The organism is Methylosinus sp. (assembly GCF_036560965.1).
Taxonomy (GTDB): Bacteria; Pseudomonadota; Alphaproteobacteria; order Rhizobiales; family Beijerinckiaceae; genus Methylosinus.
On the sequence record NZ_DATBQF010000012.1, the window covers coordinates 36,883 to 53,208 of the forward strand.

The 16,326-nt window shown below is 63.7% G+C and carries 17 protein-coding genes, 1 pseudogene and 3 riboswitches; of the genes and pseudogenes, 6 read left to right on the forward strand and 12 right to left on the reverse strand.

All coding sequences use genetic code 11. The features are described 5' to 3' along the window. Positions 1–36: 36 nt before the first annotated feature. The 5 genes from VIF40_RS03380 to VIF40_RS03400 form a co-directional block, all read right to left on the reverse strand. Positions 37–537 (reverse strand): RNA polymerase sigma factor, encoded by a 501-nt coding sequence (locus VIF40_RS03380; protein ID WP_331936113.1) that lies wholly within the window; start codon positions 535–537, stop codon positions 37–39. A 202-nt stretch (positions 538–739) separates the two neighbouring features. Further along, positions 740–1,213, reverse strand: a complete 474-nt coding sequence (locus VIF40_RS03385) for a hypothetical protein (protein ID WP_331936114.1) — start codon at positions 1,211–1,213, stop codon at positions 740–742. 97 nt (positions 1,214–1,310) lie between these two features. Continuing rightward, a complete protein-coding gene (locus tag VIF40_RS03390; protein WP_331936115.1) occupies positions 1,311–2,480 on the reverse strand; it encodes a PepSY-associated TM helix domain-containing protein in 1,170 nt (389 codons plus the stop codon). A 56-nt stretch (positions 2,481–2,536) separates the two neighbouring features. Next, positions 2,537–4,753, reverse strand: coding sequence for a TonB-dependent siderophore receptor (locus VIF40_RS03395; RefSeq protein ID WP_331936116.1), 2,217 nt, complete (start codon positions 4,751–4,753; stop codon positions 2,537–2,539). Positions 4,754–4,813: 60 nt separating this feature from the next. Then, entirely contained in the window at positions 4,814–5,236 is a 423-nt protein-coding gene (locus VIF40_RS03400) for a hypothetical protein (RefSeq protein WP_331936117.1), read from the reverse strand. A gap of 211 nt (positions 5,237–5,447) precedes the next feature. On the opposite strand from VIF40_RS03400, the gene VIF40_RS03405 reads away from it, so the two are divergent. Beyond that, complete coding sequence (locus VIF40_RS03405; protein WP_331936118.1) at positions 5,448–6,128, forward strand: response regulator transcription factor; 681 nt, start codon at positions 5,448–5,450, stop codon at positions 6,126–6,128. Continuing rightward, a complete protein-coding gene (locus VIF40_RS03410) occupies positions 6,125–7,531 on the forward strand; it encodes a HAMP domain-containing sensor histidine kinase (protein ID WP_331936119.1) in 1,407 nt (468 codons plus the stop codon). Before VIF40_RS03405 ends, VIF40_RS03410 begins: the two co-directional genes overlap by 4 nt. Before the next feature lie 282 nt (positions 7,532–7,813). Here the strand turns inward: VIF40_RS03410 and VIF40_RS03415 are convergent. Then, positions 7,814–8,050 (reverse strand): annotated as a pseudogene (locus VIF40_RS03415) (acyl-CoA thioesterase); the annotation flags it as partial. A gap of 114 nt (positions 8,051–8,164) precedes the next feature. Here VIF40_RS03415 and VIF40_RS21380 point away from each other — a divergent pair. Beyond that, on the forward strand, positions 8,165–8,374 hold the full coding sequence (locus VIF40_RS21380; protein WP_414684747.1) for a short-chain fatty acyl-CoA regulator family protein: 210 nt from the start codon (positions 8,165–8,167) through the stop codon (positions 8,372–8,374). Positions 8,375–8,394: 20 nt separating this feature from the next. Next, complete coding sequence (gene rraA / locus VIF40_RS03425) at positions 8,395–8,847, forward strand: ribonuclease E activity regulator RraA (RefSeq protein WP_331936120.1); 453 nt, start codon at positions 8,395–8,397, stop codon at positions 8,845–8,847. A gap of 72 nt (positions 8,848–8,919) precedes the next feature. On the opposite strand, the gene VIF40_RS03430 is transcribed toward rraA, so the two are convergent. The 6 genes from VIF40_RS03430 to VIF40_RS03455 form a co-directional block, all read right to left on the reverse strand. After that, positions 8,920–9,741, reverse strand: a complete 822-nt coding sequence (locus VIF40_RS03430) for an adenosylcobinamide amidohydrolase (protein WP_331936121.1) — start codon at positions 9,739–9,741, stop codon at positions 8,920–8,922. Further along, positions 9,674–10,171, reverse strand: a complete 498-nt coding sequence (locus VIF40_RS03435) for a hypothetical protein (RefSeq protein WP_331936122.1) — start codon at positions 10,169–10,171, stop codon at positions 9,674–9,676. The genes VIF40_RS03430 and VIF40_RS03435 overlap by 68 nt, the downstream gene beginning before the upstream one ends. Positions 10,172–10,370: 199 nt before the next feature. Then, a complete protein-coding gene (locus VIF40_RS03440) occupies positions 10,371–10,952 on the reverse strand; it encodes a DUF7676 family protein (RefSeq protein ID WP_331936123.1) in 582 nt (193 codons plus the stop codon). Between the two features lie 56 nt (positions 10,953–11,008). Beyond that, positions 11,009–11,650 (reverse strand): DUF7676 family protein, encoded by a 642-nt coding sequence (locus VIF40_RS03445; protein WP_331936124.1) that lies wholly within the window; start codon positions 11,648–11,650, stop codon positions 11,009–11,011. 2 nt (positions 11,651–11,652) lie between these two features. Further along, entirely contained in the window at positions 11,653–12,201 is a 549-nt protein-coding gene (locus tag VIF40_RS03450) for a hypothetical protein (protein ID WP_331936125.1), read from the reverse strand. Positions 12,202–12,250: 49 nt separating this feature from the next. Then, positions 12,251–14,248 (reverse strand): TonB-dependent receptor plug domain-containing protein, encoded by a 1,998-nt coding sequence (locus VIF40_RS03455; RefSeq protein ID WP_331936126.1) that lies wholly within the window; start codon positions 14,246–14,248, stop codon positions 12,251–12,253. A gap of 172 nt (positions 14,249–14,420) precedes the next feature. Continuing rightward, a riboswitch (cobalamin riboswitch) is annotated at positions 14,421–14,626 on the reverse strand. An 87-nt stretch (positions 14,627–14,713) separates the two neighbouring features. Beyond that, positions 14,714–14,913, forward strand: a riboswitch (cobalamin riboswitch). Between the two features lie 102 nt (positions 14,914–15,015). On the opposite strand from VIF40_RS03455, the gene VIF40_RS03460 reads away from it, so the two are divergent. Together VIF40_RS03460 and VIF40_RS03465 are read left to right on the forward strand one after the other, a co-directional pair. Then, positions 15,016–15,495 (forward strand): hypothetical protein, encoded by a 480-nt coding sequence (locus tag VIF40_RS03460; protein WP_331936127.1) that lies wholly within the window; start codon positions 15,016–15,018, stop codon positions 15,493–15,495. Next, a riboswitch (cobalamin riboswitch) is annotated at positions 15,488–15,688 on the forward strand. It overlaps the preceding gene by 8 nt. Before the next feature lie 122 nt (positions 15,689–15,810). Next, positions 15,811–16,326: Plug domain-containing protein (locus VIF40_RS03465; protein WP_331936128.1), on the forward strand; the 516-nt coding region annotated here is incomplete at its 3' end.

Below are 16,326 nucleotides of genomic sequence, written 5' to 3' on the forward strand. Positions count from 1 at the left end.
CCTTCCCTCGGAGAACGGGCTCGCCGACGCTCGACGTCACTCCAGCACGTCATGGCAGCGCTGGAGCGCCAGTTGCAAGTGCTTCTGGACCATGTTGCGCGAAATGCCCAGCCGCCGCGCGACCTCCTCGGCCGGCAGCTCCTCGATGCGCAGCAGGATAAAAACCTCCCGGCAGCGCGGCGGCAGCCCCTGGATCGCCACCTCGAGACGCCGCATTCGGCGACGCCCGTCGAGCTGATCGTCAGGGAGTGGACGGGCTTCCGGGACGTCCTCGGGGATGCCGTCAGCGTTGAGGTATTTCTGCTCCGTCTCGAGCCGAGAGCGATGATTCTTGGCGATATTGCTCGCCGTCGTGAAGAGAAAAGCCTCCGGGTTCGAGATCGCCTCGCTGGCGGCGTAACGGCGCACCCGGACATAGGTTTCCTGGAGCAGGTCCGGCGCGTCCTGAGCGCCCACCCTGCGTTTGAGAAATTTGAGCAGATCTGGCTGCCGGAGGAAGAAGGCCTGGGCGAGAACGCCGAATTTGCTGTCGGACATTGCGACGGACCTGACGGACGCGAAGGGAAGTCGAATGGCGCGCGACGCTCGACGGATTTCCCGAAATCCCGTCGGGTCGACGGGCCTTCCGCGCTGATCGACTTTCTCGAGCCGACGCCCGGAGGTCGCGCGATCTTCATCGGTGAAAATGCGATGATCGAGATATCTCGCCGTTCGAGCGGCGGCGGACAGCCTGATCGGCTCAGGCGGCCGGCGGCGCTCGCGACGACCAGGCGCTCAACCAGCCCGAGGTCCGGAGAGCGACGACCTCGCGATTGAAACCTTCGATCGAAGCAGCCGATGAAACAACCGGCGATCGGCTCGACTCGCGCGGCGAGACCCCGATGGCGATCGAACCGTCGCGCACATTCGAAGCGCAGCAGATACAGTCCGCCCGATTCTCGTGGCCGTGGATCGGCGCGCCGGGCCCTTCCGGGTCCGCGCCGCGGCACGACTTCGAGAGGTCGGAACGAGCGATGCTCCAGCCCATATCCAACGAATGGGCGGCCACCCAACCGATCGCATTCGCCGGCGCGATCGCTTTGAGGAGAAACAGAAAAGCGATCAGGCAGACCGCCGCACAGCGCGGGAATGTCGTGACGCCGATCCGGATCCTGTCCATGGCGACGATTGAGAGGGACGCAAGCATAGCTGTCAAGAGCGGCGAGGCGGGCATATGAAAAGAATGCCCGCCTGTCACATGCACGCCACAGGGTCGGCGCCCCGACCGGCCTGCTCACGCCGCTCGGTCAGGAAGCGCCGCACGACCGCCGCTATACGCGTCGTGCGGCTCTTTTTCTCCACCAGATGTAGACGCCTGTAACCGAGAGAGCGACGATCCCGAGCCCCAGGACGACGACGAGAATACGGTACGGCAAGCCGAACACATTCGCCATATGCAGCGCGAGGAGCCAGGTCGTGAGCGTATTGCCGACGTGTTGGCCGACCGGCAGATCGAGCCGACGCAGCTCGCCGCTATAGGCGTCGAAAAAGAGCGCGGTCGAGCCGTAGCGATCACCGATGTCGAGGCTCGAACGCACGCGATACTCATAGAGCCCTTTCCCGCGCAGCGCATAGAGCGCCAGCGGCCGATCGATCGAGAAGCCGTGCGCGCGCGCCTGCTCCTCCATGAGGCGCGCGCCGATGGATTGCGCGTCGCTCCAGCCGATCGGCGCGCGAGCTTCTCGAGCGGCCCCGTCGACCGGCTGCGCCCACACGGGTCGATCATAGTCGAGCAGAAGTCGCGTCACGCTCGTGTAGACGCTATTCATATTGAAGCAGACGCTCGACCAGGCGTAGACGAAGAGCAGCGCCCACAGCCACAGGCCGCCGGCGCGATGGATGTCGAAATTGATGCGGAAGAAGGACGAGCGCAGCTTCACCGACCATGCCTGTCGCCAGCGGGCGAAAAATCGGACTGCGGAGCCGCTCTTCGTGGCGGGCAGCGTCAGATAGAAGGCGATGAAGCAGTCGATCGTCCAGGCGAGCGCGACGAAGCCCAATATCCATTCGCCGAAGCTCCCGATCGCCAACGTCTCGTGGAGGCTGTAGACGAAGGGCATGACGCGCTCGAACGAGGTCGGCGCCTCGTTCCATCGCAGCCGCCCCAGCTCCGCGCCCGTGACGGGATCGAGGCAGAGATAGTCGAAGTCGAGCGGCGCCGAGTCGCCACGCGCCTCCATGCCGACGCGCGCCGTGCCGATGCGGCCGAGATAGACGGTCGTCGCGCGACCATTCGGCGCCAGCGCCTCGGCGCGCAATGCGAGCGTTCCCATGTCGAGCTCGACGCCCGCATGAGGACCCGGATAGAGCTGCGGCGTCAGCCAGTGATTCAGTTCCGGCAGGAAGGCGAGCAATGCGCCGGTGAGACCTTCGACGATGAGGAAGGTCGCCGCGGCGAGGCCGATCCAGCGATGGAGCAGGAGCCAAAATCCGCGCATCATGAGCTTTCCACGAAAGAGGCTTGCGCGGAGCGGTCGGGCCGCTCCGCGGGCTGCAATCAGAACTCGACCTTCACGGAGCCCTTGAAGGTTCGCGGCGCCCCGGGCAGGAATCCGCTCGTCGAGCCGGAAGAGATGTAATAGGTCCGATCGAGCAGATTGCCGACATTGAGCTGGAAGGTCACCTTCCTGCCGAGATAGTCGAAGCCGTAACGCGCCATCAGATCGACGACCGTATAGCCCGGAATGCTGAAGCTGTTGGCGCGGTCGACCTCGACGCGGCCGCGCGACACGAAGCCGGCGCCGAACGCCGCGCCACGCAAGGGCGCGAATTGCGGCTCGTAGACGGCCCACAGGCTCCCGGCGTCACGCGGAACGCCCCACCAACGATTGCCCTGCACGCCGCTGTTGTCGGAGACGATCTGCGAATCGATATGCGTGTAGCTGCCGATGAGCTTGATCTCGTCGGTCGCCTGACCCTGGACGTCGAGCTCGACGCCGCTGTTGCGCACGGCGCCGGTGGAGACCTTGAATCCCGCCGCATTGAGCGCCGGATCCGGACTGGGCGTGCGCACATTGGTCTTCAGAATGTCGAACCAGGAAGCGGTGGCGCTCAGCCGGCTGTCGAAGAGATCGAGCTTGACGCCGCCCTCCCATTGACGCGCCTCCTCGGGCGGCAAAGCCCGATTGTCGGTATTGACGCCACTGGAGACGCCGAAACCCTCGACATAATTTCCATAGAGCGAGAGCTGCGGAAGCGGCTGCCACAACAAGCCGACGCGCGGCTTCACCGCATCGGCGTCGACCACGGTGTATTTGGTCGAGAACACCGGAACGCGATTGGTCCGGTCGGTCGAGTTGTGAGCCGAGTCGTAGCGGAACCCGGCCAGCAGATGAAAATCATACGGTAGCGCGATCTGATCCTGTAGATAGACGCCATACCAGCTCTCGCGAACCACCTGCCGGAAGGACGAGTCGACGACGGAGGTATATGGGAGAAGGTCGCGGGGACTCACCGGATTGAACAGGTCGGACGGCGGAACATTCGACCAGTTGAATGTCAGCGTCGCATCGTTCTTCGTGTGATAGCCGTCCGCGCCGATCAGCAGCGTGTGCGACAGGCCAAAGGTCTCGAAATGTCCGTTCACATCGAGACTGGTGAAATAATTCTGCTCGGTGTTCGGCGTGATCGCGAGAGCGTCGCGGTCGACCCGGCAACCGGCGGGCGAGCAGGCGGCTGGATTTGGATTAAAGACATCCACCCATTTTTCGGGGACGTCGCGTATGTTCATATCGAAGCGATGCGTCAGCTTCCAATCGGCGTCGAAGGAATGCTCGAAGCGATATCCGAGACGCAGATCATAGCGCGTGAGCAGCGCGGCGTCACGCGAACCGAAATTGCGGGAGATCGGCACGGGCGCCACGAAATTGAACGATTTCGGGACGCTCTTGCTGTAGAGCCCGGGAATGCGGCCGTCGATCGGATCTCGACCGCTGTAATATTGCAGATAGAAGGTGGCGGAGGTGTCCTGCGTCGGCGACCACTTCAGCTTCGGCGCGATGAAAACGTGATTGCCGTGCAAGCCTTCGCGGAACGAGTCGGCGCTCTCATAGGAGGCGTCAAGGCGATAGAGCAGGTTCTTTTCCGCATCGAGCGGCCCGGTCATGCTCAGCGTCGTGCGATAGAGGTCGTAGGAGCCGAATAATTGTTGCAGCTCGTAATGCGGCTCCGCCTGCGGCTGCTTGGTGGTGACCTCGACGAGTCCGCCCGGCTGGATGCGGCCATAGAGAATCGAGGCCGGACCTTTGAGAATCTCAATCTGCTGCACATCGACGGTTTCGCGCGGCGGTAGCGCCGCGAAGGAATTCACCCGCACGCCATCGAGATAATAGGCGTAGTCGAGAAAGCCGCGAATGTTCCAGCCGCCCTGCAGGCCGACATAAGGAGAGGAGAACACGCCGCTGACATTTTTGATCGCATCGTCGATCACCACCGCCTGCTGATCGACGAGCACCTGATGCGGCACGATCTGCACGCTGGTCGGAACGAGCTTGATCGGCGTGTCGGTCTTGGTCGCCGTCGTGGTATTGGGCTTGTGATAGGCGGCGGGATCGGTCGCTCCGCCCGGCAGGCCCGCGGCCGGCCGCCGGCCGTTCGCGGACTCCGCGCCGACATCGATGGTCGGGAGCGATTCCTGGGCGAGCGCGGAAGCCGAGACGAGAGCGAGGGTCAACGCGCCGGCGGAAGCGCCGCGCGATAGCATCGAAGACGACATGGGGAATTCTCCTGGCGCGCATTCTGCGCGTTCGACGAAGGTCGGAAAGAACGGCGACTGTCAGGAGAAGGTCGGCGGCGCCTGTGGCGACCAGGATGTCGCAAAGCCGAGCGGACGCTGCGTGCGCGGCGCGCCTCGTCGCCGGATCGATGCACGCCGAACGAGCAAGGACGCCGTCGTCGCGAAGACGATGCGCGGCGCATCGGGCGCCGTCCCGCTCGAATCGCGTCCATTGCACAGCAGGCAGCACTGTGCATGGCGTCGATCGTGACCGGAGGAGCGATCGCCCTCGTCGCCATCGCAGGAAGACGCGGGCGCTACGATCGCGCGGCTCCACCCCTCTATCGCCGCCAGCGAACGGAGCGCCCCTGGCTTCAGTGAAACCTGAAGCAAGGCGAGCAGAGCGACGAGCAAGGCGAGGATCGCGCGCGCCGAGACCCTGGTTCCGCGGTCGCGTGGCAGGCTGCTCGATCGACTGAACATAGGGCTCCTCGGTCGGGCGCCCTAAAGAAGGCGAGCGCTGATTGCCGCTAGACCGTATATCTCTCCGTCTTACACCGATCTGCCGCCACGGACGGCCTCGAAAAAGCCGCCTGCTGTTGCGCTGGCGCCACAGTTCTTCCATCTCGCTTTGAAATGCGTATTCTCGAGGCGCGCCCGACTTTCGTCGTGGGGGTTATGGGAGGAAACGGGGATGCGGCTCCTCGTCGTCGAAGACGAACCGGATATGGCCCTGCTCATCGGACGACGTCTCGACCGGGCGGGCTTTTCTTGCGACAAGGCCACGAGCATCGGGGAGGCGCTCGAGGCGTTGCGCCAATTCCCCTACGATCTCGTTCTGCTCGACCGGCGCTTGCCCGACGGCGACAGCGCCGCTCATATCGGCGAGATCCGCGCGCTGCGTCCGCGCATCGGCGTGATGATGGTCTCGGCTCTCGACGCCAATCGCGACAAGGTCGCGGGGCTCGACGCCGGCGCCGACGACTATTTGACGAAACCATTCGACGGACCGGAATTTCTCGCGCGCGTGCGCGCCCGCCTGCGCCAGGGCGGCGGCGGCGCGCCGCTGCCGCCGATCGCCCTCGGTTCTCTGTCCTTCGACTTGATGGCCAGACAGGCGCTGGTCGGCGGACGGCCGTTTCACCTTCACAAGCGCGAGTTCGTGCTGCTGGAGGCCTTCATGCGGCGCGCAGATCGCGTCGCGTCGCGAACCGATCTGCTCGAGGACGTCTATGGTGTGAACCACGCCGTTTCGCCCGGCGCGCTGGACACTCTGGTGTCGCGGCTCCGAAAGCATCTCGCGGAAGCGAATGCGGGCGTCGAGATCAACCTCGTGCGCGGACGAGGCTATATTTTGACCGAGGCCGAGGCGTGAGAGCGCCGTCTCTGTCTCGGCGCCTCGTTCTCTATCTTCTCGCGGCGCAGATCGTCGGCGTCGTCCTGACGACGCTGGCGATCGAGCTCTTCGTCGAGGAAGGCGCGCTGCTCATGCTCGAGCGCGACAGAAACGAGCTCGCGGTTCCGAGGACGAACGACATCGTGGTCGAATCGTTGCGCCGTTCGATGAGCGGCGAATTGTCGATCGACCCTTCGCCAGCGCTGCGCGCCGAGATGATGCGCGCGCCGAATCTGCGCTTCGCAGTCTTCGACTGGGAAACGAAGTCGCCGGTCGCCGGCTCCTCTCCTGCGCTCGTCGCGGAGCTCGTGATCTTGCGCCGGATCCGCACCACGCACATGCATTTCTCGATCGACGGCGACGGATTCGAGGTCGGCAAAGGCCATCTCTCGCTGATGGAGACGCCATTTGGACGCGTCACCGTCGCGACCTACGGTCATTTGTTCGAGTGGTGGGATCTTCTGCGCACGCTGCAGATCGAGTTCCAAAGCTATCTTCGATATTTCGTTCTCGAGGTTCTCGCCGCCGTCGGCGTCGGATGGCTCGCCTTCAAACGCGGGCTCGAGCCGCTGAAGCGAGTGGCGCAACAAACCGAACGAATCGATTTGAACTCACTCCATCAGCGCTTGCCTCTCGAGGGCGTTCCGGCGGAAATCTCATCGCTCGTCGACTCCATGAACGGCGCGCTCTCGCGTCTCGACGAAGGCGCGGAACGTCAGCGACGCTTCCTGGCCAACGCCGCCCATGAGCTGCGCACGCCCGTCGCCATCCTTCTCGAGCGGCTCGACGCCCCGCAGCAGCAAGGCCTGATGACCGATCTGCGCCGCGACGCCTCACGCATCCGCAATATCGTCGAGCAGCTGCTGGCCGGCGCACGTCTCGAAAAGCGCGGCGCCGATCTCGAAGAGATGATCGACATCGTCGAGCTCGGCCGCTCGATGGTCGACCTCCATGTGCGGCTCGCGCTCAAAATGCGCCGGCATCTCGAATTTTCGGAAGAGGGCGCGAGCATCATCATGGTCCGCGCCGAGCGGCTCGCACTGGAGAGCGTGGTGGCCAATCTCATCGGCAATGCTCTGCGCGCAGAGCCAGTCGGCGGTTCCGTGATCGTGGGCGTCGGCCCCGGGCCCGAGATCTGCATCGTCGATCATGGACCAGGAATCCCTCCCGACGACCGCGCGCTTATTTTCGAGCCCTTCTGGCGCAAGGAAAGCGCCAGTCCCGGCGCTGGTCTGGGATTGGCGATCGCCAAGGAGCTGATGGACAAGCTGGGAGGACGCATCTGGGTCGAAGACACCCCCGGCGGGGGCGCAACCCTGCGCATATCGCTCCCGCTCGCGGGGGCCGCACCCGGCGAAATGGCCGATCCTCACGCTCGATGACCGTGCCACAGCGAGCGAATTGATAAGTCCTGTTGGAAAATCCGGATGCAGGCCGTAGTGGCTGGTCTGCTCGGGAAACACCAGCTCGACCATGCGGAGCTCGTCTTGGTCGGGCCGCGCCTCCTGCGGCCGGAGCGGCGGCAGAACGCCGCCGCTTCTTTCCAGCCCGCCGAGAGCGACCATGTGAAAGACGCTGCTCCCGCAACGTCTCCGCTCACCGGATCGCGGCGCTTCGGCGATGAGATCGACCTCGCCGTCGAGCGAGCGACGACCGACGCGGACGATGCGGCCCGTCAGCTCGACGAGATCGCCGAGACGGACGGGAGCCACGAAGTCGACCCGCTCGCAGGAGGCGGTGACGAAGTCGACCCGCCCGTGACGAGACGCCGTGATGAAGGCGACCTTGTCCATATGTGCGAGACCGACGCCGCCGAACAATGTCCCATGGTGGTTCGTGTCCTGCGGGAAGACGATGTCGACCAAGGTCGTGATCGGCGGCGCTGCTCGCTCGCTCATCATCCACCACCCTGCCGCGCGGCGGCGAGGTCACGCAGACGTTGCGCGGCGGCGACCATATTGACGAGCGCTGGCTCGACCTCCTCCCATTTGCGGGTCTTCAAGCCGCAATCGGGATTGACACTCGGCTGCGACATCCGTCACGCTTCGCGACTCGTCTATTCCAAAGGCCTCGATCTCTCCGACCCGGAGGCGGCGACGCCGATCGGCGTCGGCTGCAAGGTGTGCGAGCGCCCGAGCTGCCCGCAACGGGCCTTTCCCAACATCGGCCAGCGCCTCGCCATCGACGAGAATGAGCGGCGCTTCGCGCCTTATCCCGTCAAGTGATTCGCGGAACAAGGGACATCATGAACGACTTCACTCTCTTCGACAGCACTTGCGACCTCTACGATCGATTTCTCGACGAGGCGCGCACGCTCGCTCCATTGCTTCGGGATTTCGGCGGCAAGAGGCCCTTTCACGGAACGGTCGTGACCGCGAAGTGCTTCGAGGACAATTCCCGCATCAAGGAGCTGCTCGCGACTGACGGGCGCGGCAAAGTCCTCGTCGTCGACGTCGGCGGCAGCGCTCGCTGCGCGGTTCTCGGCGACATGATCGCCAAGGACGCCGTCCGAAATGGGTGGGAAGGCGTCGTTATTCACGGCTATGTTCGGGACTGCGCCGCATTGGCGGAGCTCGATATCGGGGTGAAGGCGCTCGGCATCACGCCTCGGAAATCCGTGCGGCGCGGCGAAGGAGTCGCGCATCTGCGCATCTCTTTCGCCGGCGTCTATCTCGACGAAGGCGACAGGATGGTGTGATCGCCTTGAGCTGTGAGCAGGCCGCGAGTCTCCGAGGCGAAGCGCCAGCGAATCTGATCAGCCCATGAAGTCTCACAGAGATACGCCGGATCGTATGTCGACGATATCGGCGCTCCAAGTCCGGACGCCTTCGAACGTCGCGTCATAGACCGCGCGGCCGGTCGCCTCTCCTATGTCGGTGTGAAGGCCTGCACAACGTTCGACGTCCTCGCCCCTCGGCGCGGCGACAATGATGCAATCGGTTCCCGTGCCGGTCACGGTAGCTTCGGGCGGCCGATTCTGCGCCTCCAATATGGCGACAGTCCGCGCCTGCGTCGCAATCGAAATCGCTTCGACGAAGGCGCCGTTCGACAATGAGCGAGAAAGGTGGACGAACGTGTTGATCGTGCCCCATTCGCGGGGCGGTTCCATGCGGCGAGCGCCAACTCTCTCGCCGTTCGAGAGACCGACGGTGGTTACACAAGTCGCGGTGACGCCACCGACTTCGGCGCGAGCCATATGCCTGCGACGAATGTCGCGCGACGTCATGAAGGCGACGGCGCTTTCATCGAGCCCGAAAGACGACAGTCTGGCGCGAAGAAAAGCGATCGGATCGAGACCAATTGGTAGTTCTCTATCGCGGACCTCTAGCCATACGATCTCGCGCGTTTCCGCGAATCCGGGCCGATTGATCGACCAGCCGAGCGTCTCGTGGGTTTCAGGCAAGCGGAGGACGAGAAGACGCGAGCCAGATTCGAACTGAAAGGGAAGCTGCGTCATGCGCCCGCAAATCCAATCGATGGGTGACAAGGGGCCATGAAAAGCCCCTTGTCGCTGAAAGCATCTCTCAGATGTGACGCGAAGCCAACTCGACTCTGAGCTTGCGAGTGAGGCCCAGAACAGAGGTCGTCGCATGGAGGGCCCAGAGCACTCCAAAGGCGCTGACGTTGATCAGGAAAATTCGCGCGATAGTCTCGGGCGCGAGCGCGACGCCCCGATAGCCGATCGCGACATCGATGAGGATGATCGATCCTTCATAGGCGACGAAGGCCGCAAGGAAAGCAACGGAGGCGCCGACGACGCCGGCGAGGCGTCTCATGACGAAGCCGGCGGTCTCGCAAGACAGGAGAGCGACGAGTCCGAGCGCCGCGCCCCAGGCGAGCGTCTCGCTGTCTGTCGGGTAACGCAAGAATGCGAAACCCATCGCCTGATTGGCGAGCCATATGGCGCCGGTCGTCGCGAGCGCGTCGCGGCGGCCGAGCGTCATCGCGGAAATCGCCGCCAGGGCGGCGAACGGAACGGCGCAGGCGAAGCCGAAGGTGAAGAGCACACTGCCGACGACCAAGGCGAGAATCCAAATAGCACGGCGCGCTTTCGGCGAAACAATCGAATATCCAGTCATGACAAGTCTCCTCTGATGTGACGTGGACGACGGAAGGAGCGTATCTTTCCGTCTTCTGTTCTGCTCGCCAACGCAATTTCGTACGGGCGAGTATTTTAAAGGCCGGCGGCTCCGCGTCGCCAGCGAAAAATTCGTTCGATCGCTAGCGCCCGCGGGTCGCCGACCGATCGACGGGATCGGCGTCTCGCAAGCCGAGCCAGCGCGCGCGCAGCGCATCCCACAGAGCGAGGCGCGACCAATCGGGCTCCTTCAGAAATCTGCCCGTTTCATGGTCGAGGAAGGGGTTTGGCAAGAGCACGGTAAGCTGTTGCTCGCCCGCGCCGTTGAAGAGCTGGAGACTCCAGGACATGGGCACGCAAGTTCCGGCGAAGCGGCGATGCAGCTCCGCTCGCGCCGTACGCCTATGGCGCGCGAGCTCGGGCGACGTCGGACGGCTACGCGGTCCCTTCGTTTCGCCGATGCAGACGTGGAAATGCGTGCGTCCGAAGGCGACTGTCAGATAGCCGTCGAGCAGGCCGATCCGCGTCGGCGCACAATCGGGATAGATTTCGAATGCGGCGCCCTGAATGATCGGGCCGAACACGATCTCTTCCCAATGACGCTCGAACAGGTCGCGGAACAGCGCCTCGAGGCTCGCCGCGTCGGCAGGCAACGCAAAGACATCGACCGGCGTCCCATCCGAGTCCGTTCTCCGCTCGGGCGTCGCCCACACTGATTCGCTCATCGCCTGTGTCCTTTTCCCTAGCAGTCGCACGAAGCGATTGATCCGCGCCTAGAACTCTATGCGCGCAATGGCGCGCGTCCGGCCGCCTCCAGATCCGTCGGAACCGACTCGCCGAGATAGCGTCGGCGGTATTCATAATAGAGTCGTAGATTCTCCCAGTTCGGCGGACCGACCGTATGGGACGTCTCGCCGAGCAGGACATGCGGAAAGAAGATGGTCGTCATCTGCTCGCCATAGCCGTTCCACATGCGGATGCCGGAGCTGCGCTCCTTGATCGAGCCATCGCCTCGCCAATCATAGAAAGCGACCTTGGATACGCGACGCAGAAGATGCGATTCCGGCAAGCCGCTTGCTTTGTAATTCGCGATGCACAGATGAAAATGCCATGCGCCGGCGTCCACGGTCAGATAGCCGTTCGAGATCGTCACCTTCGGCGCGCGATCGAAGGTGAGCTCGAAGACGGCGCCGAGGACCCAGGGCCCGACAGTGAGTCGCCGCCAATGATCGTCGAAGAGCTCGCGCGTGAGCCGGATGAGCGTTTCCTCCGAGGCGTCAAAGTAGCTGTAGCGAGTCTGTGAACCGTCTGGATTGTCGATCAGCTCGTGACGAGGAGGCGGAACCACCATTTCGCTTTCTCCGGTGAATGATGGAACGCCGCGCCGCGGCGCCCCGGTCTCGACGATGAATGTTTGGTCCATCGTCAGGCGCGCGGCTGCGCCATTCGCACAGGACTGAGAACCGACCGGCCGACGAAAGCGGCGACTTCCGCGATCACGAGCAATCCGACGAATGTCGCAAAATCGACCGCGGAGAGAAAGGCGAGATTCTCGATCGTAAATCCCTCTATCCCGCCGAGGATCGACGCTGCGACGATCATGAGGCCGCGGAAGACGAGCTGGCTGGCGAGAAAGCCCGCGACCATCGACCCTGCGGTCCCGAACCGCGCCAGACCGCCGCAGACGCTCTGCACGGCGACGGTGGTCGCGACCATGGACGCGAGCAGGATCGCCGACCACATCATCGATTCGAAGCCGATCGGAAAATTCAGAATCGCGAAGCCGACCAGCTGATTGGCGAGCCATGCGCACGCCGCCGCCAGCGCGGCGGCGCGGCGTGGCAAAGTGATCGCCGCGAGCGCTGCGAAAGCCGCGAAGGGCGTTGCGCAGACGAGAGCGCCACTGAGCAGCGCCGCGCTCGCGACCAGCAACGCGATCCATAAGGCCGGCGCTTGAATTTTGTAGAGCATCATTCTTCTCCTCTTTGGTTGATCGATAGGACGAAATCGGATCGAGGTCCCGTCACCATGTCAGCTTCACGCCGCCATAGACCGCCCGCGCGGTCGTTCCGTAATTATTGGTTTCCTCATAGCGCGCGTCGCCGATATTCTCGATGCGGGCGAAGACCGAGAAAAGATCGTCGACCTTGTAACTGCCGAACAGATCAACTCTCGCATAGGAAGCGAGCGCGACGCGCTTGGAATAGACCCAGTCGGTGGCGGGAACTGCGCCGGTCACAACCACTCGCGCTTCGAGCTCGAGCTTCGGGATGCCAGTGTAGATGACCGAGACCGATCCCTTATCGCGTGGGCGCAGCGTGAGCGTCTGATCTTTGGCGCGATCGATCGCGGCGAGATGCGTGTAGGACCCGCGCACGCGCCATTCGTCCGGGACGATCACGGCCTCGCCCGAAAATTCGACGCCTTTCATCTCGGCGCGTCCGACATTGTAATAGCAGCCGCCGAAAGCGGCGATCTGCACCGCCGTGCAGCCCGACGACGCCCCATAGCCGATGAGATTTTGATAGCGGCTGTCGAACAGGCTGACCGACAGCAGCGCCCGCCCCGAGAGCAGCTTCTGATCGACGCCGACGTCGAATCCCGTGCTCCGCTCCGGCAGCAGCTTCGGATCGCCATATTGGCTGAATCGCTGGAAGAGCGACGCCACGCGTGCGCCCGTTCCCGCCGTCGCTCGGAATTTCGTGCCGGTCTCCTCGAGGCGATAGGCGGCGGTCGTGCGCCATGTCGCGAAGGTGCTGTTGTTGTCGACCGCGTCGATGCGGCCGCTATAGGTGAAGTCGAATCGGTCCAGCACCGTGAACTGATGCTGCGCGAACCCCGAATGCGTGGTCTGCGCCGCGTCGGTCGGCGTGAACGTTCCGACAGGCGCCGGGTCCTGCGAAGTGTGCAGCGACTCGGTCTCGTTGCGCGCGCCGAAGCTGACGAGCCCATACTCGCCGAGCTTCAAATCGCCCTGATATTCGAGGCCGCGTCGGCTGCCGCGATAGCCGAGCCGGCAGTCGAAAGAGTTCCAGGACAGATCGTAGCAGGATTCCGTCACCCACACGTCTCTGTTGGTGACATTACCGAACAGCGTCAGCCGGTTATGCAGCCGATGGTCGAACAGATCGAGATCGGCGCGCAGATAGCCTTGAGCGAATGACGCGTGCTGATGATTGTTCGGACTGTAGACGTTCGTCGGGTTATACGCGCTCGGATTGTCGAAGCGGATCGACGAGTCATGCCCGTTGAACGCGCCTTCGACAGAGAAGTCGTTGGAAAAACGATAGCCGAGGCGCGCGCTCGCGCCGCCGCGATTGGTGGGATCGCCAGACGGCAAAGGCGGCAGAGGGGTCACGCGATCCGCCATCGTCAGCGGCCTCGCGATGCGATAGCCATAGCGGGGAAAGCCGTCCGTATGCAGCGCGTCGATCGCGAAGGCGTAGGACAAATCGCCTTCGCTGCCAGAAACGCTGGCGCGCGTATGGGCCGTTCCATAGGTTCCGCCTTCCGCGAGCACGGAGCCCCGCGGCTTTCCCGCGCCTTTGCGCGTGATGAGGTTGATGACGCCGCCCATGGCGTCCGAGCCGTAGAGCGCCGATTGCGGGCCGCGCAGAACCTCGATCCGCTCGAGGTCGAGAATCGCGAAGCCGCCGAGATCGGCCTCGCCGCCGCCGCTCGACGGATCGCCGATGCGCACGCCGTCGATCAGCAGCAGAGTCTGGCTCGGCGTGGAGCCGCGCAAGACCACGTTGTACTGCGCGCCCGGTCCGCCGAAGCCGTAGATATCGAGTCCCGGAACGCCGCGCAGCACGTCGATCAATCCGAGAGAGCCGCGCTTCTCGATTTCAGCCGGCGTCACGACCGACACGGAGGCGGCGGTGCGCGAGGCCGGCTCCTCGACGCGATCCGGCGTGATGACCGTGCCGACATCGATTTCCGGCAGAGCTTCCTGTCCCTTCACAGAAGACGCGAGAGCAGAAAGAATGAAAGCGGAGAGAATGGTGGAAGCGCGCAGCATGTGCGCGAACGAGCCGTCGATGACGACTCGCGAGGATTGCATGTGCATGAGTTAAAGACCAGCAGCGAACGTGGACCGTCACTGCGAATGGTCTCCGCCCGCGCGAGCGCGCTCGAGGCGCGCACGACGACGGGTTTCGGCCGCCTCGGGGCACCCCGCCCGACGCCTTCGCGCGTGACCACGACTGATGGCAGGTCTCCTGGCTCGCGGGTCGTCGCCTCGGACGGCCTTCCCAGGGTCGAGAGGACCCCAGTGGCTTCGTTCGTCCTCGGCTCGCCGCTTACAGTTGCGGGGGCAGCCGCGGCATTGCGCGTTCGAAAACGCGCGCACCGCATTCACTTTTCATCCCCGAAGGGAACCATCGCCGATGATGTAAGCGCCGATTGCGGAATCGGTCAAGTCCGCGATGTCGCGCGCGACGCAATATTGTCTGACCCGCTAATGACAGTAGCATCGAATGCGCCCCAACATATAGATGTTCTCGGTCTCTGGAGTCGCTTCCAGAGCTAAGAGGGAATCCGGTGAGCCGAGAGGCGAACCCGGAGCTGCCCCCGCAACTGTGAGCGGCGAGCGCGATCAAAGACGCCACCGGCGCGAATGCGCTGGGAAGGCTGATCGCGCAGCGACCCGCGAGCCAGGAGACCTGCCGCGAACATTTTCGTCCACGGGCGGGGCGCCCGAAGGCCGCTGGCGGTCCTGCGCATTGAATTTGCGCGGACGATGCTCGCTGCTTCCTGTGTCCCGTCCAAACGCGAGCGGGGCATCGCATGACGCAGGCGGCGTTCGATTTCGACAAGCATGGTCATCTCGTAGCAATTTCTCCGATGCGCAGAAGCACGACCCTTCGCGCCTTGCATTCCGCGCCGCCGCAACCTCTGGCCAAGCCGCCGGCTCCCGGCGATCTTCGCCTCGATCGCAGGCTGGACGCGCTGCTGACGTCGTTCGGCAAGGCGACGCTCGACGACCGCTATCTGCTTCCGGGCGAAAGCTCCCAGGACATGTTCGTGCGCGTCGCCTGCGCCCGCCTTTTGCTGCGATCGCGGCGCGTCGCGACGAGCCTCGGAAATCGCCGAAGGCAAAACCGGCTTGACAAATGTAATGTTATAACATCACATTTAGCCGTCACCGAAAGGATAAGCCGACATGACCTCCTCCTGCGCCGTTCTCACCACACCCAAATCACGCCCGGCGAACGCGGCGCCCACAACAGAGAGAAGCTTGACATACCCGACGAGCTACGTGCTTAATCACAACGATGGTTCCCGATAAGGGATCAAAATGGGAATGCGGTGAGTAGGCTTTGCCTGCAATCCCGCAGCTGCCCCCGCAACTGTAAGCGGCGAGCCGAAGACCAATCAGCCACTGGGGCTCGTTCCCTGGGAAGGCGGTCGAAGGCAGTGACCCGCGAGCCAGGAGACCTGCCATCATTCGTGGTCACGCGCGAAAGCGTCGGGCGGGGTGCCCCGAGGCGGTCGAAACCCGTGTCGACGCATGCCGAGCGTCGAATCGTGGGTAGAGACCTTTCGCAGTGACGGTCCACGTTCGCTGCGAGCCTATTTCTCATGTCGTCCAAAATTTGCCGTCTCGATCGAGGCGGCGCGTCCGTCGCCGTGTTGACGCTCGCCGCTCTTTCATCGCTCGGCGCCTTCGCGCAGGAAGCGCTGCCTGAAATCGAAGTGGCCGCCGAAGGCGATGGCCGTGGCGCGGCTTCGACGGCTGCGCAAACAACTCGCGAGAAACCATTTTCCAAGGCCGTCCCCGACAATATTCCCGCGGTCGTCCATACGGTGACCGCCGCTAAAATCGCGGAGACGGTCAACGCCACGACGGCGATCGAGATGCTGCGCTATGCGCCGAGCCTCGACATGTCGGCAAAATTCCCAGGCGACCGCTATCAGAGCCTGACCGGCCGCACCATCGGGCCTTTCGAACCGCAAAGGCAGCTCGTCTATAAGGACGGGATGCTCATCTCGGCGCTGTTCGGCACCAGCGAGCATACGCCCAAATATTCGATGATCGTGCCCGAGGAGGTGTCGCGCATCGACGTCATGTACGGGCCCTATTCGGCGCTCTACTCC